The following is a 15,688-nucleotide window of genomic DNA, read 5'->3' as shown; positions in this document are numbered from 1 at the left end:
GCATTAGACAACATCATCGCTGACAGGTTTTTCTCCCAGCGCTTCTTCAAGCTCGGATTGTTTGCGATGGGCAATGCGGCTGCTCGCTGCCGATGCAATTGCTCCGACGATATCATCGAAGAACGTGTGGACAGGGCCCAGGCTCTTGTCATTTAGTCGTTCGAGCACCCCTGGCTTCAGCTTGTCCACGTAACCGTAATTCGTAAATCCAATGCTGCCATATACATTGACGATGGAGAATGCCAAAATCTCATCCACGCCATATAGGCCTTCATCGTTCTCAATCATCTCCTGCAAAGGAGATATGAGCTGACCCTGTTCTGCCAGGATATCAAGCTGAATACCGGTTAGGACAGCGTTCTGTACCTCGCGTTTACGGAGAACCATCTCCACATTTTCGATACATTCTTCTATCGTAAGGCCTGGATAATATTTTTTCTGCAATAACATGACCAGTTCTGCGATCTCAGGGATCGTGACGCCCCGCTTATGCAGCCATTCCCTTGTTGCCTCCGCGACCTTGCGGCTATTCAGGCTATAAGGGATTTTTTCTTGCTCAGGATGTTCCATGGGCGATTCCTCCTCTGAAGTTAGCAATGTCCCTACTCTTGCTTCCTAATACGTATTAACCTGTTTTACGTTTCTTTAAGATAATAGAACTTATAAGTTTTCAGCGAAGCGATTATCTTTTAGTTATTTTTTGGACAAAGGCTCGTATACATGGTAGTACAAACTGTAAAAATGATGAGGGGGAACGTGATCATGAGAAAGATCCAATCTTTGCGTACGGTATCGGCAGCTGCGCTGCTGAGCATTCCTATGGTGTTGTCAGGCTGTGGCATGTTTGGAGCACAGTCTTCTGAAGCTGTTGATCCACCACCGCCCATCCAGGAAGCAGCCATGATTCAAGCGGCCGAAGGGAATGGAGCACTCGCAACGCTCCCGTTAACGACGGTATATCTGCAAGACCAGCAGGGGCTGCTCGCTCCAGTATCCCTGACACTTCCTTCCGGAACAGATGCCAGCAGTCCGAAGACAGCTCTGGATACACTTGTCACAGGCGGGGCCTATGCCGGGATGTTGCCTGAAGGATTCCAGGGTGTTCTCCCACAAGGAACGGTTGTGCAAAATGTAACGATTCATGCGGATGACAAGCTGGCGGTCGTGGAGTTCTCGGGTAATTTTGCCAAGTATGATGCGAAGGAAGAACGGAAAATGCTAGAAGCTGTCACGTGGACATTAACGGGAACGCCTGATGTAGAGAATGTACAGATCTGGGTCGATGGCAAAAAGTTAACGCAAATGCCGGTAAACAGCACACCGTTGCCTGAACCGCTGAATCGGGCTGTAGGAATCAATCTGGATCTGGGTGATGCGTTTGTGACCAACAGCAGTCCGGTAACGGTCTATTTCTCCGCTGCTTCGCCAGCGGGCATCCAATATTATGTTCCGGTTACACGTCTGGTCACACCTGGTGAAGATCGGGTGCAGGCAGCATTGAATGAGCTGATCAAGGGACCTGACAAAGGCGGCGAACTGGAAGAGGTCATGACAGGCGGAACGGAACTGCAATCGGTCAAAACAGCAGAGGATGGCACAGTAACGGTTGCGCTGAAAGATGATATGTTTGCCGAAGGGGACATCGTACCAAGCGAGCTGTTACAGTCTGTGGTATTAACGACTGCGGAGAATACAGCCGGCAAGGATGCCAAAGTGCAGATCGAATGGAACGGCCAAAAAACGGTCATGGGTGACGACAACCGAGATTACAGTGCACCTGTTTCCAAGCCTGAATATATCAACGAAATTCCGATTTAATGACCGGGTAATGCTTAAGGATGCTTTTAACCGAACTCTTTGGTAAAATATAAGGGATTCGTAAAAGTGTGAACAAGCTCAACATTACAGGATGCTTAAGTCGTAGGAGGCAGAAAAAATGAGATCAAACGGACGAACCAGCGAACAGCTGCGCCCGCTGAATTTAACAGTGAACACGAATAAATACGCCGAGGGCTCTGTACTGATTGAAGTTGGAGATACAAAAGTAATCTGTACAGCGACAGTAGAGGAACGTGTTCCTCCCTTTATGAAAGGGCAGGGTAAAGGCTGGGTAACGGCTGAATATTCCATGCTGCCACGTGCTACACATACTCGGAACCAACGTGAAGCCAATCGTGGCAAATTAACTGGACGCACGATGGAAATCCAGCGTCTGATTGGTCGGGCACTGCGCTCGGTAGTGAATTTGCAGGCTCTTGGTGAGCGTACCATTACGCTGGACTGTGATGTCATTCAAGCCGACGGAGGCACACGCACAACGTCCATTACCGGTGCATTTGTAGCGCTGGCGCTTGCCGTAAACAAGATTTCCCAACAGCACAAACTGCAAGTATTCCCGATTACGGATTTCATTGCAGCGGTAAGCGTGGGTGTTGTGGGTGAACAGCCTGTACTGGATCTGAACTATGATGAAGATTCCAAAGCCAAGGTAGACATGAACCTGGTGATGACAGGTGGCGGTAAATACGTTGAGTTGCAGGGAACAGGCGAGGAAGCACCATTTGATCGCCGTGAGCTGAACGCAATGTTGGAACTGGGCGAACAGGGAATTCTGGAGATGATCGAGCGTCAAAAAGAAGTGCTCGGACCGATTGCGCTCAAGATCGGCGCACGTGGATTAGGGGAAGCGTAAGATGAGTTTGGACAGCCCAATTCTCATTGTCGCAACCCGCAATGCGGGTAAAGTCCGTGAATTCGCTCATGCTTTCGCACCGCTTGGCAAAGAGGTTAAGAGCATGTTTGACTATCCGGAGCTGCCGGATGTGGTGGAAGACGGCGTAACGTTCGCGGAGAATGCCTGGAAGAAAGCCAAAGCGGTTGGCGATGCGCTTGGTTTACCCGTTCTGGCAGACGATTCAGGACTTTGCGTAGATCTGTTGGATGGTGAGCCGGGAGTATATTCAGCGAGATATGCAGGCGAAGGAGCAACGGATGCACAGAATAATGCGAAGTTGCTGGAGACGCTGGAATCGTTGAAATCCGGTGAAGACACCGAGCAGCCGCTACTAAGTCCGGCTCGTTTCGTCTGTGCGCTGGTACTGTACGATCCGACAACTGGTGATAAGTATGAATCGGAAGGCACTGCGGAAGGCTGGATCACGGCTCAAGCTGCAGGTGCTGGCGGTTTTGGGTATGACCCGCTCTTCTATGTACCTGAATATGAGATGACGATGGCGGAGCTGACGCTCGAGCAAAAGCAGGCGATTAGCCACCGTGGTCATGCGCTGAGAGCACTCGTATCCAGACTTGAAGGATAAGACGGAACATCAAAGCGTTAATGGAAGGTCAGAAGCATTCCGCTGGAATGGTTCACCCGCCATTAACGCTTTTTTCTATGAAATGAAGTGTTTGAGTGAGGTTTGGGGAGGTCCATCCATATACCTAAATGAGGATGGCTATTTCTGCGACTACGTTACGGAACATATGTTCCTGTACCTACATCAGAAATGGTGCACATTGCACGATTGGGAATCTCATTGGGACTGGAGTTGGAAGAAGTTGCAAGCCTTGTGTGGTATAGGTTAACATTCAAATTAACGAATCATATATGAACCTTAAACGGAGGGATTTGCTCATGCAAGAAGTGAAGCTTGTTGTATCCTACGATGATTATGAGGACGGCATTCGTATGGAAAAATTAATTAAGGGTTTGGCTGCTAAACCGGAGGCCAGCTCATTGGAAAGTCTGGTCATCGGAGATTGGGGACAGGCTTATGAGAATTCGCCTGACGAGTTCATGAGCACACTCGTCGAGTCAGCTCCAAGCTTTCCGTCATTGAAGAAACTGTTCATCGGGGATATGGGATACGAAGAATGTGAAGTGTCGTGGATTATTCAGACGAACCTTACCCCGCTGTTGGGTGCTTTTCCAGAATTGAAATCATTCTCTGTAATGGGCAGTAGCGGTCTTAGTCTGGAACCACTCCAGCATGCCAAGCTTGAAGAATTGATTATTATTTGTGGCGGTCTCCCGAAAGACGTGTTATCTTCGATCACCCACGCCGAGTTGCCAGAATTGCGTAAATTGGAACTGTATCTGGGTGTGGATAATTATGGTTTCAATGGTTCACTTGAAGATGTGCTGCCCCTTTTGGAACAAGGATTGTTTCCAAAGCTGGTTTACTTGGGTCTAAAAGACAGTGAGATTCAGGATGAGATTGCCAAAGCAGCAGCCGATGCACCTATTCTGGATCAACTTGAAATACTGGATCTATCGCAAGGGACGTTGTCTGATGAAGGGGCTGAGGCATTACTAGCCAGTGATCGGATTAAGAAATTGAAACATCTTGATCTAAGTTACCATTACATGACCAATGCAATGATCAGTCGCTGGAACCAATCGGGTATGTCCGTAGATGTTAGCGACCAGCAACAGAGTGATGAGGATGACTGGCGTTACCCGTCGTTAACGGAGTAGACAATGTCAGGCGTAAAGGAAATAAAGGAAATAAAAGAAAGCCTGCATCAACCGATAGACATACCTGATCCAACACGAGATCAGCCCTTATTATTGATTGGAAACCCCGATAACCGACGAACTCAAGGGATGCAAGAGGCCCGGCATAGATTGGGTTTGAAACCTGCGGTTGTACTGCCATATGCTCAATTGCTCCAGAACTGGAGACAAGGCGGAACGATTGCTGATACAGTAGATTCCAATCTGCCTGTACCCCTGATTCGCATTGATGCGCCTGGTGAGGATTGGGAAGTGGATCGTGAGCTACTGTTCCTTGGAGCTATGAACGATACGACAACATTAACGGATGGAATGGGAGCGGAAGCATTCTCCAAAGAACAGGCACTTTCCCTGGAACAAGAGTGGGGAAGAATTTACGCACCTGCTCAGTGGTTTCGTGGCTGGAAAGCATGTTTGGATCGAATCGGCCATGAAGCTCGGGAAATGTGGCCTGAAGTCCGATTTATGAATGATCCCAGTGACATCCAATTGATGTTTGATAAAAGACAGTGCCAACAGCATTTATCTTCCCATGGGGTTCAAATCCCCCCAGTGCTAACTTCCTCACAGCCGATTCGAAGTTACACCGATCTACGTACGGCTATGCAATCTGCCGGTATGAACCGTGTATTTGTAAAGCTCGCAAGTGGCTCAGGAGCCTCAGGGGTTGTCGCGTATCAAGTCAATCCCCGAACAGGTGATGAGATCGCTGTAACGACAATGGGGATGGAACAGATACAGGGCAAGACGATCTTCTTCAATGAGGGACGTCTACGCAAGTATACCCGCAGTGAAGAGATTGCTACGCTGATGAACTGGTTATGTGCAGAAGGTGCACAGATTGAACGGTGGATGCCCAAAGCCACGCTTGATCAACGGGCCTATGATATTCGCCAACTGGTTGCGGGTGGACAGGCGGGTCATGCGATCATGCGGCTGAGCCGTACGCCGATTACCAATCTGCATCTGCGCAATGAACGAATGCTGCCTGCTGAAGCAGGGCTGGATGAACAGCGGATGTCGCTAGTTCGGACGGCAGCGCAAGCAGCCATGTCTGCTTTTCCCAACTCGTGGTCAGCCGGGATTGATGTGATGCTTACGAGTGGTTCGAATCCGCGTGCCTATGTGCTGGATGTGAATCCGTTTGGAGATCTGTTATATAGGGTCGAGCATCATGGCCTCGGAACCTATGAGTGGGAAATGGAGCTTTTACGAAAGGAGCCTATTCAACATGCCTGATATGAACACCATCGTGGGCTCCCATGATCTGTTAATGATTACGCTGGATACGTTACGATATGACGTAGCCAAGCTGGAAGAGGAGAATTGTCCTAATCTGTGTGGTTCAGGTCCGTGGGAGAAGCGTCATACCCCGGGCAGTTTTACATACGCGGCGCATCATGCTTTTTTTGGTGGTTTTATGCCGACACCTGCTAATACAGATAAGGCATCTCATGTAAGGCTGTTTCATTCCCGGAATACCGGACTCAAGACACATCCGCACACCTGGCTGTTTGATACACCGGATATCGTATCCGGGTTTGCAGCTGAAGGTTACCGTACAATCTGCATTGGCGGCGTCATTTTTTTTACGAAAAAAAACCCGCTTGCGAAAGTATTGCCCGGCTATTTTCAACAGAGCTACTGGCGAATGAACTTTGGGGTAACCAACCCCAAATCGACAGAACATCAGGTACAGCATGCATTAAATCTGCTTGAGCAGACGGCGCCGGATGAAAAGATATTTATGTTTTTGAACGTGTCTGCCATTCATGGTCCAAATCGGTACTTTGTAGAAGGAGCCAAGGAGGACTCGGTGGAGACCCAACGAGCTGCACTTCGATATGTAGACGAGGCTCTTGGGCCATTGTTCGAGGCGATGCGAAAACGCGCACGCCCTGCGTATTGCCTGGCTTTTTCCGATCATGGTACAGCTTACGGTGAAGACGGGTATCAAGGACACCGGCTTGCACATGATGTCGTATGGACGGTGCCTTACCGTGAATTTTTTATATAGAATGTATTGCTCTTATGATGACAACAACCGGAGACAGGAGGAAACCGATGGATAAACAATCAAAACATACAACAACAGGCCATTCCACACAGTCCGGATCCAATATCGCTACAGGTCTCAGTGAAGTACTGGCATTCCCCTATCGTTCTTATTTATACTCTTACCCGCACAAGACCGCATATCGTGAACTGGACCCACCGCTGCCATTAGGGCCACTGTGGGAACGAGAGAATACCGATACGTATTTTTTATATATGCACATTCCCTTCTGCGCTGCTCGTTGCGGATTCTGTAATCTATTCACACTGCCGGATCGACGGGATGATACGCATGAACGCTATGTGGATGCACTGGAGCGTCAGGCAAAGCAGTGGGCACCTATTACATCTCGAAGACCGTATTCAAGGTTCGCAATTGGTGGAGGAACGCCTACATTATTAAATGAGGTTCAGTTGAATCGTCTGTTTGATATTGCTGAACATGTGATGGGGCTGGACCCTGCGCAAGCATCGATTTCGGTGGAAACGTCGCCGGATACCGTTACGGAAGCCAAGCTATCCATTATGAAGGAACGAAGTGTGGATCGTATTAGTATGGGCATCCAGAGTTTCATTGAAGCTGAAGCATCCGCCATCTATCGTCCGCAAAAACCGCAGGAGGTTGAACGAGCGCTTGAGAAGCTTACTCGTTATGATTTCCCATTGTTGAATCTCGATCTGATCTATGGTCTGCCAGGACAAACGGTTGAATCGTGGATCTATTCACTGGAAAGAGTGTTGGCTTACAAGCCGGGCGAAATCTTTATCTATCCCTTGTATACACGGGAAAATACGATCGTGAAGCCTGATGATATTCGCCGTCAGGGACCCGACATTCGGATGGAGCTGTATAAAGCTGCACGTGAGACCTTAAAAAATAAAGGTTATGTACAATATTCGATGCGCAGATTTGCCAAGGAACAGTCGTCCGCCAAAGTGCTGCTGCCTTATAGCTGTCAGGAGGAGGGCATGGTTGGTTTGGGATGTGGCGCACGCTCTTATACGAGTGAAGTACATTACGCTTCCAAGTATGGCGTGAGTTACAAGGCGACGCAGAGCATCATTGCCGATTATGTGGCGACCGAGCGCTACGATGTGGCTGATTATGGTATCGTGTTAAGCCGTGAGGAACAGAGACGTCGCTTTATTCTGAAAGCCTTGCTGCATCGGGAGGGATTGACGTTGTCTGACTACCATGAGCGCTTCGGTACCGATGTGATGTCCGACTATGTCTGGTTGGCTGAACTTTTGACAGAGGGCATGGCGCAGCTGGAGATTGATGAGGGTAAGCAGGTACTGCGTCTGACAGAAGAAGGACTGGGTTACTCCGATGCGATTGGAGACTGGCTTATATCTGCCGAAATTCGCGAACAGATGGAAGGGTTTGTTTTCTCATGAGAGCGACTTTGTATTATCGGGGGAAGTTGTCTTCCTGTAATTACGACTGTCCATACTGTCCTTTTAGCAAGACTGTGGATTCCAAAGAGACGTTGGAAGTGGATGAACAACAATTGCGTCAATTTGTGAACTGGGTGAGGGAGCAGGAAGTTGAGGGGCACCAATTTTCGATTTTTTTCAATCCCTATGGTGAAGCATTGGTTCGTCGTTGGTACCGGGAAGCGATGGTTGAGCTGTCACATATGCCACATGTGGATAAAGTTGCGATCCAAACCAACCTGTCGGTCAAGCTGGATTGGGCAAGGGAGCTGGATGCGAATAAAGCAGCCTTTTGGGCGACGTATCATCCTCGTGAGACGAAAGAAGCTTCTTTTGTAAAACAATGCCTAACTTTGCGTGAGATGGGGCTAGCATTTAGTGTTGGTACTGTCGGACTCCGCAGTGCATTCCCCGCAATTGAGTCTATGAGACAGGCTTTGCCGGATGATGTATATATGTGGGTTAATGCCTTCAAAGATCGGCCCAAGTATTACACGCCGGAAGAGATTCAGTTTTTACGTGGGCTTGATCCGCTTTTTGAAGGTAATTTGCAGGATTATGAGAGCTTGGGCAAACGATGTGCTGCCGGTTCGGAAGTGTTTTATGTACAAGGGTCAGGCCATGTGAAGCGGTGTTATAAGGATCGCCGGATCATTGGGCATTTGTATCGCGATGGTCTGCAGGCTTTGGCCGCAGATCGGCCCTGTCGCATGAAAAAGTGCGGTTGTTACATTGGATATATTCATATGGAGGATTCCCCGTTCAGGGAAACGTTTGGCAGTGGGCTGCTTGAACGAAATCCGGTATTAATCAACCGTTAGATATAATAGATAAACTATTTTTAAATGGATAAAGACTTTACACCAGCAGATGTTTCTGGGTAAGGTCTTTTTTTTTGTTTAGGTCTAAAGATTCAAATCATTTGATTTTGGATATAAGGAATGTAGTATATTGTCGATTTTATGTAAAAAAATCTTGAAATATAGTATTGGTAGATACTAAAGACCTATTTTTAGATGTGTGAATGTGCTAACATACTTTAAATAGTCTCAAATTTAACCAATTCTATATTCCGCAAAAGGAGGGGAGATCTTCAAAGAGATTTACTACATAAATCATAGAATGCAAGTCATTTTAAGCACACGGGGGAAATGAAATGAAGAGGATTTCCATTAGTCGTAAATTACTGTTGGGTTTTTTATCGGTACTTATTTTATTGGTAGCTGTGGTTGTGATCTCATACACGCAATTTCGTTCAGTGGAAAGAACGTATACAGACTTAATTCAAGAGCGTACAGCTAAACTGTTAGTTATTAAAAATATGGTTATTGATGTGAAATCCTTGCAGGTGGAGTTGCGAAATTTCGTGGTGGAGGAAAATGATAAAAGTGCGCAGGATTTTGAGGCTTTTTATGAGGATTATCAAAAAATAAGCGATGAATTACGAGCTGAAGTTAAAACCGAATTGATGATTGATCTTCTGGATCGGTCAAGCGAGATTTCAGAAGAATATTATGCCTACGCTCAAAATGTGATGGACTTAAAAAGACAAGGGAGAAACAATGAGATTACAAGGTTAATACTCGAAACAGGTCCAGAAATTGTGTCCAGGTTTGAGCAGAGTATCGAAGCCTTGGAACAGCATCAGCAAAGTGCGTTGGATACCGGAATCGTGGATGCTAATAAACTCATTCATAATGTGCTCCGTTATATCGTGATGATCGGGATAGCATCCATTGTTCTGGGAGCAGTAATCGCACTGTTCATGGGCAGAATCATCTCCAGGCCCGTTGCATATGTAGCCAGAACTGCTAGGCAGATTGCAGATGGAGACCTGACAGGCGAGGCCATTGTGGTTCGTAACCGAGATGAGATCGGGGATCTGGCTCAATCCTTTAACGATATGATGGTTAACTTGCGTCAATTAATCCATCAGGTGGGGAACAATGCGGATCGGGTTGCGGCTTCTTCTGAGGAGTTAACGGCAAGTACAGAGCAGACCGCCTCGGCGACTGAACAGGTTGCTGTTACGATGGAAGAGATTGCGACCGGTATGGATACACAGGTGAGAATGGTTGGAGATGGATTCCATACGATTAATGAATTATCCACCGGTTTTCAGCAGATGACGGAGAACACGCAGAACATGTCGGATGAAGCGACCAATGCATCAGCCAAAACCGTGTCTGGTAATGAGGCAGTTCAATCCGCTGTCGGACAGATGAATTCTATTCATCAGACCGTACAGACCCTTGCTGCAGTCATTGAAGAACTGGGCAATCACTCTCAGGAGATTGGACTCATGGTTGAGAGTATCTCTGAAATATCTGCGCAAACAAATCTGTTATCTCTGAACGCTGCCATTGAAGCTGCAAGAGCAGGCGAACATGGTCGTGGATTCGAGGTGGTTGCTACAGAGGTACGCAAGCTGTCGGACCAATCGGCAAAATCAGCTGAACAGATCAGTGTACTCGTAGCTGCTATACAAAAAGGGATGAATAGTGCATCACAATCCATGGGAGAAGTAACTTCAGAGGTTCAGGAAGGCATAGAGCTTGTCCGAAAAGCAGGGGGGACTTTTGAGGAGATCCGTGAAGCTGTTAGCAATGTCGCTGGTCAGACTCAGGAGGTATCAGCATCCATTGAGCAAATGGCAGCGGGTGTGGAGCAGATTAATGTGTCGATGAAGACAATTATGGAAGTAACAGAGAATGCGGCTGCTGGAACAGAGGAAGTCAGTGCAACATCAGAAGAACAACTGTCTGCGATGCAGGAGATTGCTTCGGCGGCCAATGATCTTTCATCCATGGCAGAAGAGTTACAGCAGTCACTGAGTCAATTTAAAGTGTGATGATGGATGGTCAGCGTGAAATTCAGCCTAGATGAATGTGTATAACAAGAGGGCGTCAGAATAATAGCACTTATGCTGTTATCCTGACACCTTTTTTTTGATGAATGAGAGATCAGAAGGTCATCCTATCGAATAGCGACTTTATATGTCCGCAACCAGGTATTGATCTGAGTCAGATATGCAAATAGCTGGGGACCCGACATCAACTGTCCAAACCAGGGAAGATTGGAAGCGGCATCTGGTGAAGAAGCAAGATTGCGGATCTGAGCTTTGTCGATCAAAGGCAAAATAGGCGAAGTGGGATCATTCAGGATATCAAGTACCTGTTGTTTGACAGCGGCCAGGTATTGTGGATTATGTGTTTTCGGGTACGGACTCTTTTTGCGATATAACACATCATCAGGCAGGACACCTTCGAGTGCTTTACGCAGAATGCCTTTTTCCCGCCCACCCGTTATTTTCATTTCCCAAGGGACGTTAAATACATATTGGATCAGACGATGGTCACAGTAAGGTACCCGTACTTCCAAACCTGCCCCCATACTCATCCGGTCTTTGCGATCCAAAAGTGTAGGCATGAAACGTGTAATGTTCAGGTAGGACATCACCCGCATTTGTGCAGCTTTGCCCGTTTCTCCATCCAGAAGAGGCACTTCAGCCACTGCATCGGAATAACGGTCTGCCAAATAGTCGAGTGGTCGAATCCATTCCCGAATGTCCGGAGATAACAGCGCTGCTCGCATATCAGGTGCTACAGACCATGGAAACGTACCGGAGTTCAGCATATCTTCACGATGGAACCAAGGGTAGCCGCCGAACACTTCATCCGCCGCTTCACCTGAAATGGCAACCGTAGCCCCTTTTTTGATTTCTTTACAGAACAGATAGAGTGAGGAGTCCACATCCGCCATGCCCGGTAGATCCCGCACAAGCATGGCCTGTGTCAAAGCATGAACCAGTTCTCCGTTCTCGATTTCTATCCAGTGATGGTCGGTCTTGAGTTCATCCACCATTCGCTTAATCCAGGGCCCATCTGCACCGGGCTGAAAGGAATGCGCCTGAAAATGCTTGGCATTATCCACATAATCGACAGAATACGTACTGACCTGGCCTTGCCCCGTCCGGTTGTAATAATCCACGGCTAACGCAGACAAGGCACTGGAGTCCAGTCCCCCTGATAAAAGAGAACATACAGGAACATCCGATGCCAACTGGCGCTCCAGTGTATCTTGCAAGAGGGTTCGCACCTCGGCTGCCGTCTCTTCCAGGTTATGTTCGTGTTTATGGCTTTCCAGTTTCCAATAGGCATAGGTTCGAATCCCGTTTCGGTTGTAGATGAGCGCGTGTGCAGGCTTGAGTTCGTTCAGTGAAGAGTATACGCCGTGTCCTGGTGTACGTGCAGGCCCTACGATAAAAACTTCGGCTAATCCTTCCGGGCCAACAGCGGCTTCCACATCCGGATGAATGAGTAGAGCTTTGGGCTCTGAGCCGAATACGAGTGTGTCTTTGGCATTGCTGTAGAACAGAGGTTTCACGCCAAGGCGATCCCGTGCGATAAAAACCTGTTCGCGTCCCCCGTCCCATATGGCAAAAGCGAAAATACCGTTAAACCGGTCAACGCATGCCGGTCCCCACTCAATATAAGAGGCGAGCAACACTTCCGTATCACATTGCGTACGGAACGGATGCCCCCGCTGGAGCAATTCCTTTTTCAACTCGGGTGCATTGTATAGTTCTCCGTTATACACGACGGTATAGGAGGTATCTCCCTGTAACGCATGCATGGGCTGTGCCCCGTTCTCGGGGTCCATTACACTAAGACGCCGATGTCCAAAGGCACAAGGATTGGAGATCCATGTACCTGAAGCGTCGGGCCCCCGGTTCGACAAGCTGTCCGTCATACGGACCAGCAGCTCTGATTCCTGGGTCAGATCCCGATTCCACTGTATGAAGCCGGTAATACCGCACATGGTTTGTTCATCCTTTCTTGGTCGAGTCATTCATCCGTATGGCTGCAGAATTACTGACAGCCAGCAAATGTTGTCTTTTTCGTCAGAAGTCGTAACAAATATATGCCGAAAGCAGGCATAAAATGTCTGTCCTCTTCGGAAACTAGTTCTAGGGACAACGGCCTCAACATGCCTGTGAAGGAGAGAACATGCAATGGACAGTATGAAGTATTATGTGTCTGTCATGGGCCGCTCCGTTATTCCGGATCCGTCTGTAACATCATATGAATGGATCATTCAGGCTACGCCACAGGAAGCGGAGCAATTGCTGGGAATGCTCAATCTCATGCAGGAAAAGGAGGAAGAGGCCTTTCCTGGCATGGTATTCCCATGGCCAGATACACCGGAGGAGTCCGTAAACCGGGCGTATGAAACGGTATTACAACAGGTGTATCGGGAGATTTATCGATTGGGGACACCAGAGACACGATATCAGATTGAACAAAGTACATGATAAGCACATAGGAAAAGGAGCGCGATGACGAATGTATGCCATTCAAGATGCCAAAATACGCAGATTAACAGAGGTAGATGGATTGTCCTGTGCAGAGGTTGAAGTGCAGCCTGGAAATGCTGGAGACCCGTCATTACTTGTATACGTGGCCTCAACGCAGCCCGGAAATTCGCTGGAAGTCGTTCGAATTGTACGCAATCACTCCGATTCGGCGATCGACTGGTATAACAATAATATGCATACCGCATTTGAAGAGGCGACAGAAACCGCGTTTGAGAACAGCGAAGGCATTACCGCCGAAGAAGATAAGGCTCGGTTTCAAAGTGAACTGTTTGCTTTTGGTTTGCTGGGTCCCACACTTCAGCGGTACCTGATTGGGCAGGGTTAAGAAGGAATGCTACAGCAACATATGTGTTGCCAATGGGATAGGGTTCAATGCTGAGCTATACGTAGAGAGTGATCTGTTGCTGTTGTAACTGCAAATGCATCTGTAACTGGAAAAACCCCGCCGTTGTTGAACGGCGGGGTTTTTTACGCGAGAGTCAGACCAGGTGGAGATGTGATTAAGCATACTCACGCAGCACTTGAATGCCTTTGACCACGTTGTACACAAAGCTTAATCCGTAGATCACAAAGAATAAAATGACAAACCCGACGGCAGAACCCATACTATGCGCAGTCACGAAGAAATATAATAGCGGAATGGCAGCGAGAAACGGGAATACATGTGAGAATAAAGCGCGTTTCGCATGTCCCTCAATGTAAGCATCCTTGGCAACAATCCATATAATGATCGGAAACAGGAACGGGGCGAAGAAAATACTAAAATAGGATAGGGCTGATAAAAGTTGTCTCATGACGATTCTCTCCTTCAATGGAACATTGAAATGTATGTATGCAAAAGATTACCCAGCAATTATGACATTGAAAATGTCTGATGTTAATCCTGCTCTAATTGCTCCAATCTCCTCAATATAGCCTGGTTCAAGCTATCATATTCCTAAAGGTAATGGAGTATGAGAATAACACCAGAAAGTAACTTTTGAATCCGCATTTAAGTGTAATTATTAATTTTTTTATAAAACTATTGAAAAATATAGAAAACAGAGTATAATAAGAACCGCGCCGAAAATTTATTATACATATTTGTCTCAGTAGCTCAGCTGGATAGAGCAACGCCCTTCTAAGGCGTCGGTCGGGGGTTCGAATCCCTCCTGGGACGTAAAAAAATAAGAAGCTTCCTTCGGGAAGCTTCTTATTTTTCGCTCATGGGATGAGAACCCCCATTGGTTCGTCGGAGCACCCGCTTCGTTAGCACCACTCCGCAGTCTCGACTGTAAAGGAGAGTATCCCTCCTGGGACGTATTAAAGAAAGCTTCCTTCGGGAAGTTTTTTTGCGTTTGAAGTAAAGTTATTTATTGGTTTTACCTATTAAATGAATAGATTCTATATATTTAAACAATAAACAATTCTGTGTCACAATGTGGTTATTAACGATGAAAGCGACGGTGGTATCGATGAAATCATTAAATCAATGGCAAGCAGATGAGTATGACAACAAATTGGCTTTTGTGTCCGGATACGGTAAAAACCTGATCTCATGGCTTCAACCCCAGAAAGGGGACTACATCCTTGATCTGGGTTGCGGGACGGGGGATTTAACGTATGAAATTTCTCTGGCCGAAGCTGAGGTTGTTGGCATTGATGCATCTCCGGACATGATTCGTCGTGCGAGGGAGAAATTCCCCAATATTGAATTCGTGGAAGGAGACGGTCATCAGTTTGAGACGAATAGACCGTATGATGCCGTATTTTCCAATGCGGCGCTGCACTGGATGCGAAGTCCGCGACTAGTGGTGGATAGTATCTGGAAATCTCTGAAGCCCGGAGGGCGTTTTGTCGCAGAATTCGGCGGTAAAGGGAACGTGCAGATCATTGTGGATGCACTAGAGGAGGTCGTGGAACGTAACACAGGCATCCGTGCATCGGAACGCAATCCTTGGTACTTTCCTTCGATCGGAGAATATAGCTATATTTTGGAGCAAAGTGGATTTGTGGTGCGACAGGCCTATCACTACGACCGTCCTACCAGACTAGCAGATGGTGAGCAGGGTATAGTAGGCTGGTTGGCTCATTTTGGAGGCGACTATTTCGCAGGTATCAGCCATGATGAGATACAAAAAATCTGCCATGAAACCAGTCAGATCGTGTTGCCTCATCTTTGGAAAGAAGATGCGATGTATGCCGATTATAAGCGCCTGCGTATTGAGGCTGTGAAACCAGAAAGTTGAATTATGATATTGTTGTATCAATGTTAAAAGAATTATGGTGGTCTTTTTTTTAACAACTATTCTTCACATATAGAC

At 47.3% G+C, this 15,688-nt stretch carries 15 protein-coding genes and 1 tRNA gene; 13 read left to right on the top strand and 3 right to left on the bottom strand.

Annotation, left to right across the window (positions count from 1 at the left end; all coding sequences use genetic code 11):
• Positions 1 to 3 precede the first annotated feature (3 nt).
• On the bottom strand, positions 4 to 570 hold the full coding sequence (locus tag NYE45_RS23610) for a phosphatidylglycerophosphatase A (protein ID WP_340014236.1): 567 nt from the start codon (positions 568 to 570) through the stop codon (positions 4 to 6).
• A 192-nt stretch (positions 571 to 762) separates the two neighbouring features.
• Between NYE45_RS23610 and NYE45_RS23605 the strand changes: the two genes are divergently transcribed.
• The 9 genes from NYE45_RS23605 (at position 763) to NYE45_RS23565 (ending at position 10,859) form a co-directional block, all read left to right on the top strand.
• Complete coding sequence (locus NYE45_RS23605; RefSeq protein ID WP_062837832.1) at positions 763 to 1,818, top strand: GerMN domain-containing protein; 1,056 nt, start codon at positions 763 to 765, stop codon at positions 1,816 to 1,818.
• Between the two features lie 118 nt (positions 1,819 to 1,936).
• Positions 1,937 to 2,692, top strand: a complete 756-nt coding sequence (rph, locus tag NYE45_RS23600; protein WP_017692572.1) for a ribonuclease PH — start codon at positions 1,937 to 1,939, stop codon at positions 2,690 to 2,692.
• A 1-nt stretch (position 2,693) separates the two neighbouring features.
• Positions 2,694 to 3,317, top strand: a complete 624-nt coding sequence (locus tag NYE45_RS23595) for an XTP/dITP diphosphatase (protein WP_017692573.1) — start codon at positions 2,694 to 2,696, stop codon at positions 3,315 to 3,317.
• 317 nt (positions 3,318 to 3,634) lie between these two features.
• Positions 3,635 to 4,477 (top strand): STM4015 family protein, encoded by an 843-nt coding sequence (locus tag NYE45_RS23590; RefSeq protein ID WP_340014235.1) that lies wholly within the window; start codon positions 3,635 to 3,637, stop codon positions 4,475 to 4,477.
• 3 nt (positions 4,478 to 4,480) lie between these two features.
• Positions 4,481 to 5,755, top strand: a complete 1,275-nt coding sequence (locus NYE45_RS23585; RefSeq protein WP_340014233.1) for an STM4014 family protein — start codon at positions 4,481 to 4,483, stop codon at positions 5,753 to 5,755.
• Positions 5,748 to 6,533: an STM4013/SEN3800 family hydrolase gene (locus tag NYE45_RS23580; protein ID WP_340014232.1), complete on the top strand. Its 786-nt coding sequence runs from the start codon at positions 5,748 to 5,750 to the stop codon at positions 6,531 to 6,533. Before NYE45_RS23585 ends, NYE45_RS23580 begins: the two co-directional genes overlap by 8 nt.
• Before the next feature lie 47 nt (positions 6,534 to 6,580).
• On the top strand, positions 6,581 to 7,969 hold the full coding sequence (locus NYE45_RS23575) for an STM4012 family radical SAM protein (protein WP_340014230.1): 1,389 nt from the start codon (positions 6,581 to 6,583) through the stop codon (positions 7,967 to 7,969).
• Positions 7,966 to 8,829 carry an STM4011 family radical SAM protein gene (locus NYE45_RS23570; protein ID WP_340014228.1) on the top strand — a complete coding sequence of 288 codons (864 nt, stop codon included), beginning with the start codon at positions 7,966 to 7,968 and terminating at the stop codon, positions 8,827 to 8,829. Before NYE45_RS23575 ends, NYE45_RS23570 begins: the two co-directional genes overlap by 4 nt.
• A gap of 335 nt (positions 8,830 to 9,164) precedes the next feature.
• Positions 9,165 to 10,859 (top strand): methyl-accepting chemotaxis protein, encoded by a 1,695-nt coding sequence (locus NYE45_RS23565; protein WP_340014226.1) that lies wholly within the window; start codon positions 9,165 to 9,167, stop codon positions 10,857 to 10,859.
• Between the two features lie 125 nt (positions 10,860 to 10,984).
• On the opposite strand, the gene asnB is transcribed toward NYE45_RS23565, so the two are convergent.
• Positions 10,985 to 12,829: an asparagine synthase (glutamine-hydrolyzing) gene (asnB, locus tag NYE45_RS23560; RefSeq protein ID WP_340014225.1), complete on the bottom strand. Its 1,845-nt coding sequence runs from the start codon at positions 12,827 to 12,829 to the stop codon at positions 10,985 to 10,987.
• A 193-nt stretch (positions 12,830 to 13,022) separates the two neighbouring features.
• Between asnB and NYE45_RS23555 the strand changes: the two genes are divergently transcribed.
• The gene (locus tag NYE45_RS23555; protein ID WP_062837824.1) at positions 13,023 to 13,322 is read left to right on the top strand and encodes a hypothetical protein; all 300 of its coding nucleotides are present in this window, start codon (positions 13,023 to 13,025) and stop codon (positions 13,320 to 13,322) included.
• Positions 13,323 to 13,353: 31 nt separating this feature from the next.
• Positions 13,354 to 13,710 (top strand): hypothetical protein, encoded by a 357-nt coding sequence (locus NYE45_RS23550; protein ID WP_340014223.1) that lies wholly within the window; start codon positions 13,354 to 13,356, stop codon positions 13,708 to 13,710.
• A 175-nt stretch (positions 13,711 to 13,885) separates the two neighbouring features.
• Here the strand turns inward: NYE45_RS23550 and NYE45_RS23545 are convergent, their stop codons facing one another.
• On the bottom strand, positions 13,886 to 14,179 hold the full coding sequence (locus NYE45_RS23545) for a DUF4870 domain-containing protein (RefSeq protein WP_340014221.1): 294 nt from the start codon (positions 14,177 to 14,179) through the stop codon (positions 13,886 to 13,888).
• A gap of 291 nt (positions 14,180 to 14,470) precedes the next feature.
• Between NYE45_RS23545 and NYE45_RS23540 the strand changes: the two genes are divergently transcribed.
• Together NYE45_RS23540 and NYE45_RS23535 are read left to right on the top strand one after the other, a co-directional pair.
• A tRNA-Arg gene (locus NYE45_RS23540) sits at positions 14,471 to 14,544 on the top strand.
• 274 nt (positions 14,545 to 14,818) lie between these two features.
• Positions 14,819 to 15,613 (top strand): class I SAM-dependent methyltransferase, encoded by a 795-nt coding sequence (locus tag NYE45_RS23535; protein ID WP_340014220.1) that lies wholly within the window; start codon positions 14,819 to 14,821, stop codon positions 15,611 to 15,613.
• Positions 15,614 to 15,688 lie beyond the last annotated feature (75 nt).

Source organism: Paenibacillus sp. FSL K6-1318 (assembly GCF_037976905.1).
In the GTDB taxonomy this organism is placed as follows: domain Bacteria; phylum Bacillota; class Bacilli; order Paenibacillales; family Paenibacillaceae; genus Paenibacillus; species Paenibacillus amylolyticus_A.
This window is presented reverse-complemented; position numbering and strand designations above follow the sequence as displayed.

Bases quoted from the DNA above. Each gene is read 5' to 3' on its own strand.
- NYE45_RS23610 (WP_340014236.1), bottom strand. From the start codon at position 570: ATGGAACATCCTGAGCAAGAAAAAATCCCTTATAGCCTGAATAGCCGC.
- NYE45_RS23605 (WP_062837832.1), top strand. From the start codon at position 763: ATGAGAAAGATCCAATCTTTGCGTACGGTATCGGCAGCTGCGCTGCTG.
- rph (WP_017692572.1), top strand. From the start codon at position 1,937: ATGAGATCAAACGGACGAACCAGCGAACAGCTGCGCCCGCTGAATTTA.
- NYE45_RS23595 (WP_017692573.1), top strand. From the start codon at position 2,694: ATGAGTTTGGACAGCCCAATTCTCATTGTCGCAACCCGCAATGCGGGT.
- NYE45_RS23590 (WP_340014235.1), top strand. From the start codon at position 3,635: ATGCAAGAAGTGAAGCTTGTTGTATCCTACGATGATTATGAGGACGGC.
- NYE45_RS23585 (WP_340014233.1), top strand. From the start codon at position 4,481: ATGTCAGGCGTAAAGGAAATAAAGGAAATAAAAGAAAGCCTGCATCAA.
- NYE45_RS23580 (WP_340014232.1), top strand. From the start codon at position 5,748: ATGCCTGATATGAACACCATCGTGGGCTCCCATGATCTGTTAATGATT.
- NYE45_RS23575 (WP_340014230.1), top strand. From the start codon at position 6,581: ATGGATAAACAATCAAAACATACAACAACAGGCCATTCCACACAGTCC.
- NYE45_RS23570 (WP_340014228.1), top strand. From the start codon at position 7,966: ATGAGAGCGACTTTGTATTATCGGGGGAAGTTGTCTTCCTGTAATTAC.
- NYE45_RS23565 (WP_340014226.1), top strand. From the start codon at position 9,165: ATGAAGAGGATTTCCATTAGTCGTAAATTACTGTTGGGTTTTTTATCG.
- asnB (WP_340014225.1), bottom strand. From the start codon at position 12,829: ATGTGCGGTATTACCGGCTTCATACAGTGGAATCGGGATCTGACCCAG.
- NYE45_RS23555 (WP_062837824.1), top strand. From the start codon at position 13,023: ATGGACAGTATGAAGTATTATGTGTCTGTCATGGGCCGCTCCGTTATT.
- NYE45_RS23550 (WP_340014223.1), top strand. From the start codon at position 13,354: ATGTATGCCATTCAAGATGCCAAAATACGCAGATTAACAGAGGTAGAT.
- NYE45_RS23545 (WP_340014221.1), bottom strand. From the start codon at position 14,179: ATGAGACAACTTTTATCAGCCCTATCCTATTTTAGTATTTTCTTCGCC.
- NYE45_RS23535 (WP_340014220.1), top strand. From the start codon at position 14,819: ATGAAAGCGACGGTGGTATCGATGAAATCATTAAATCAATGGCAAGCA.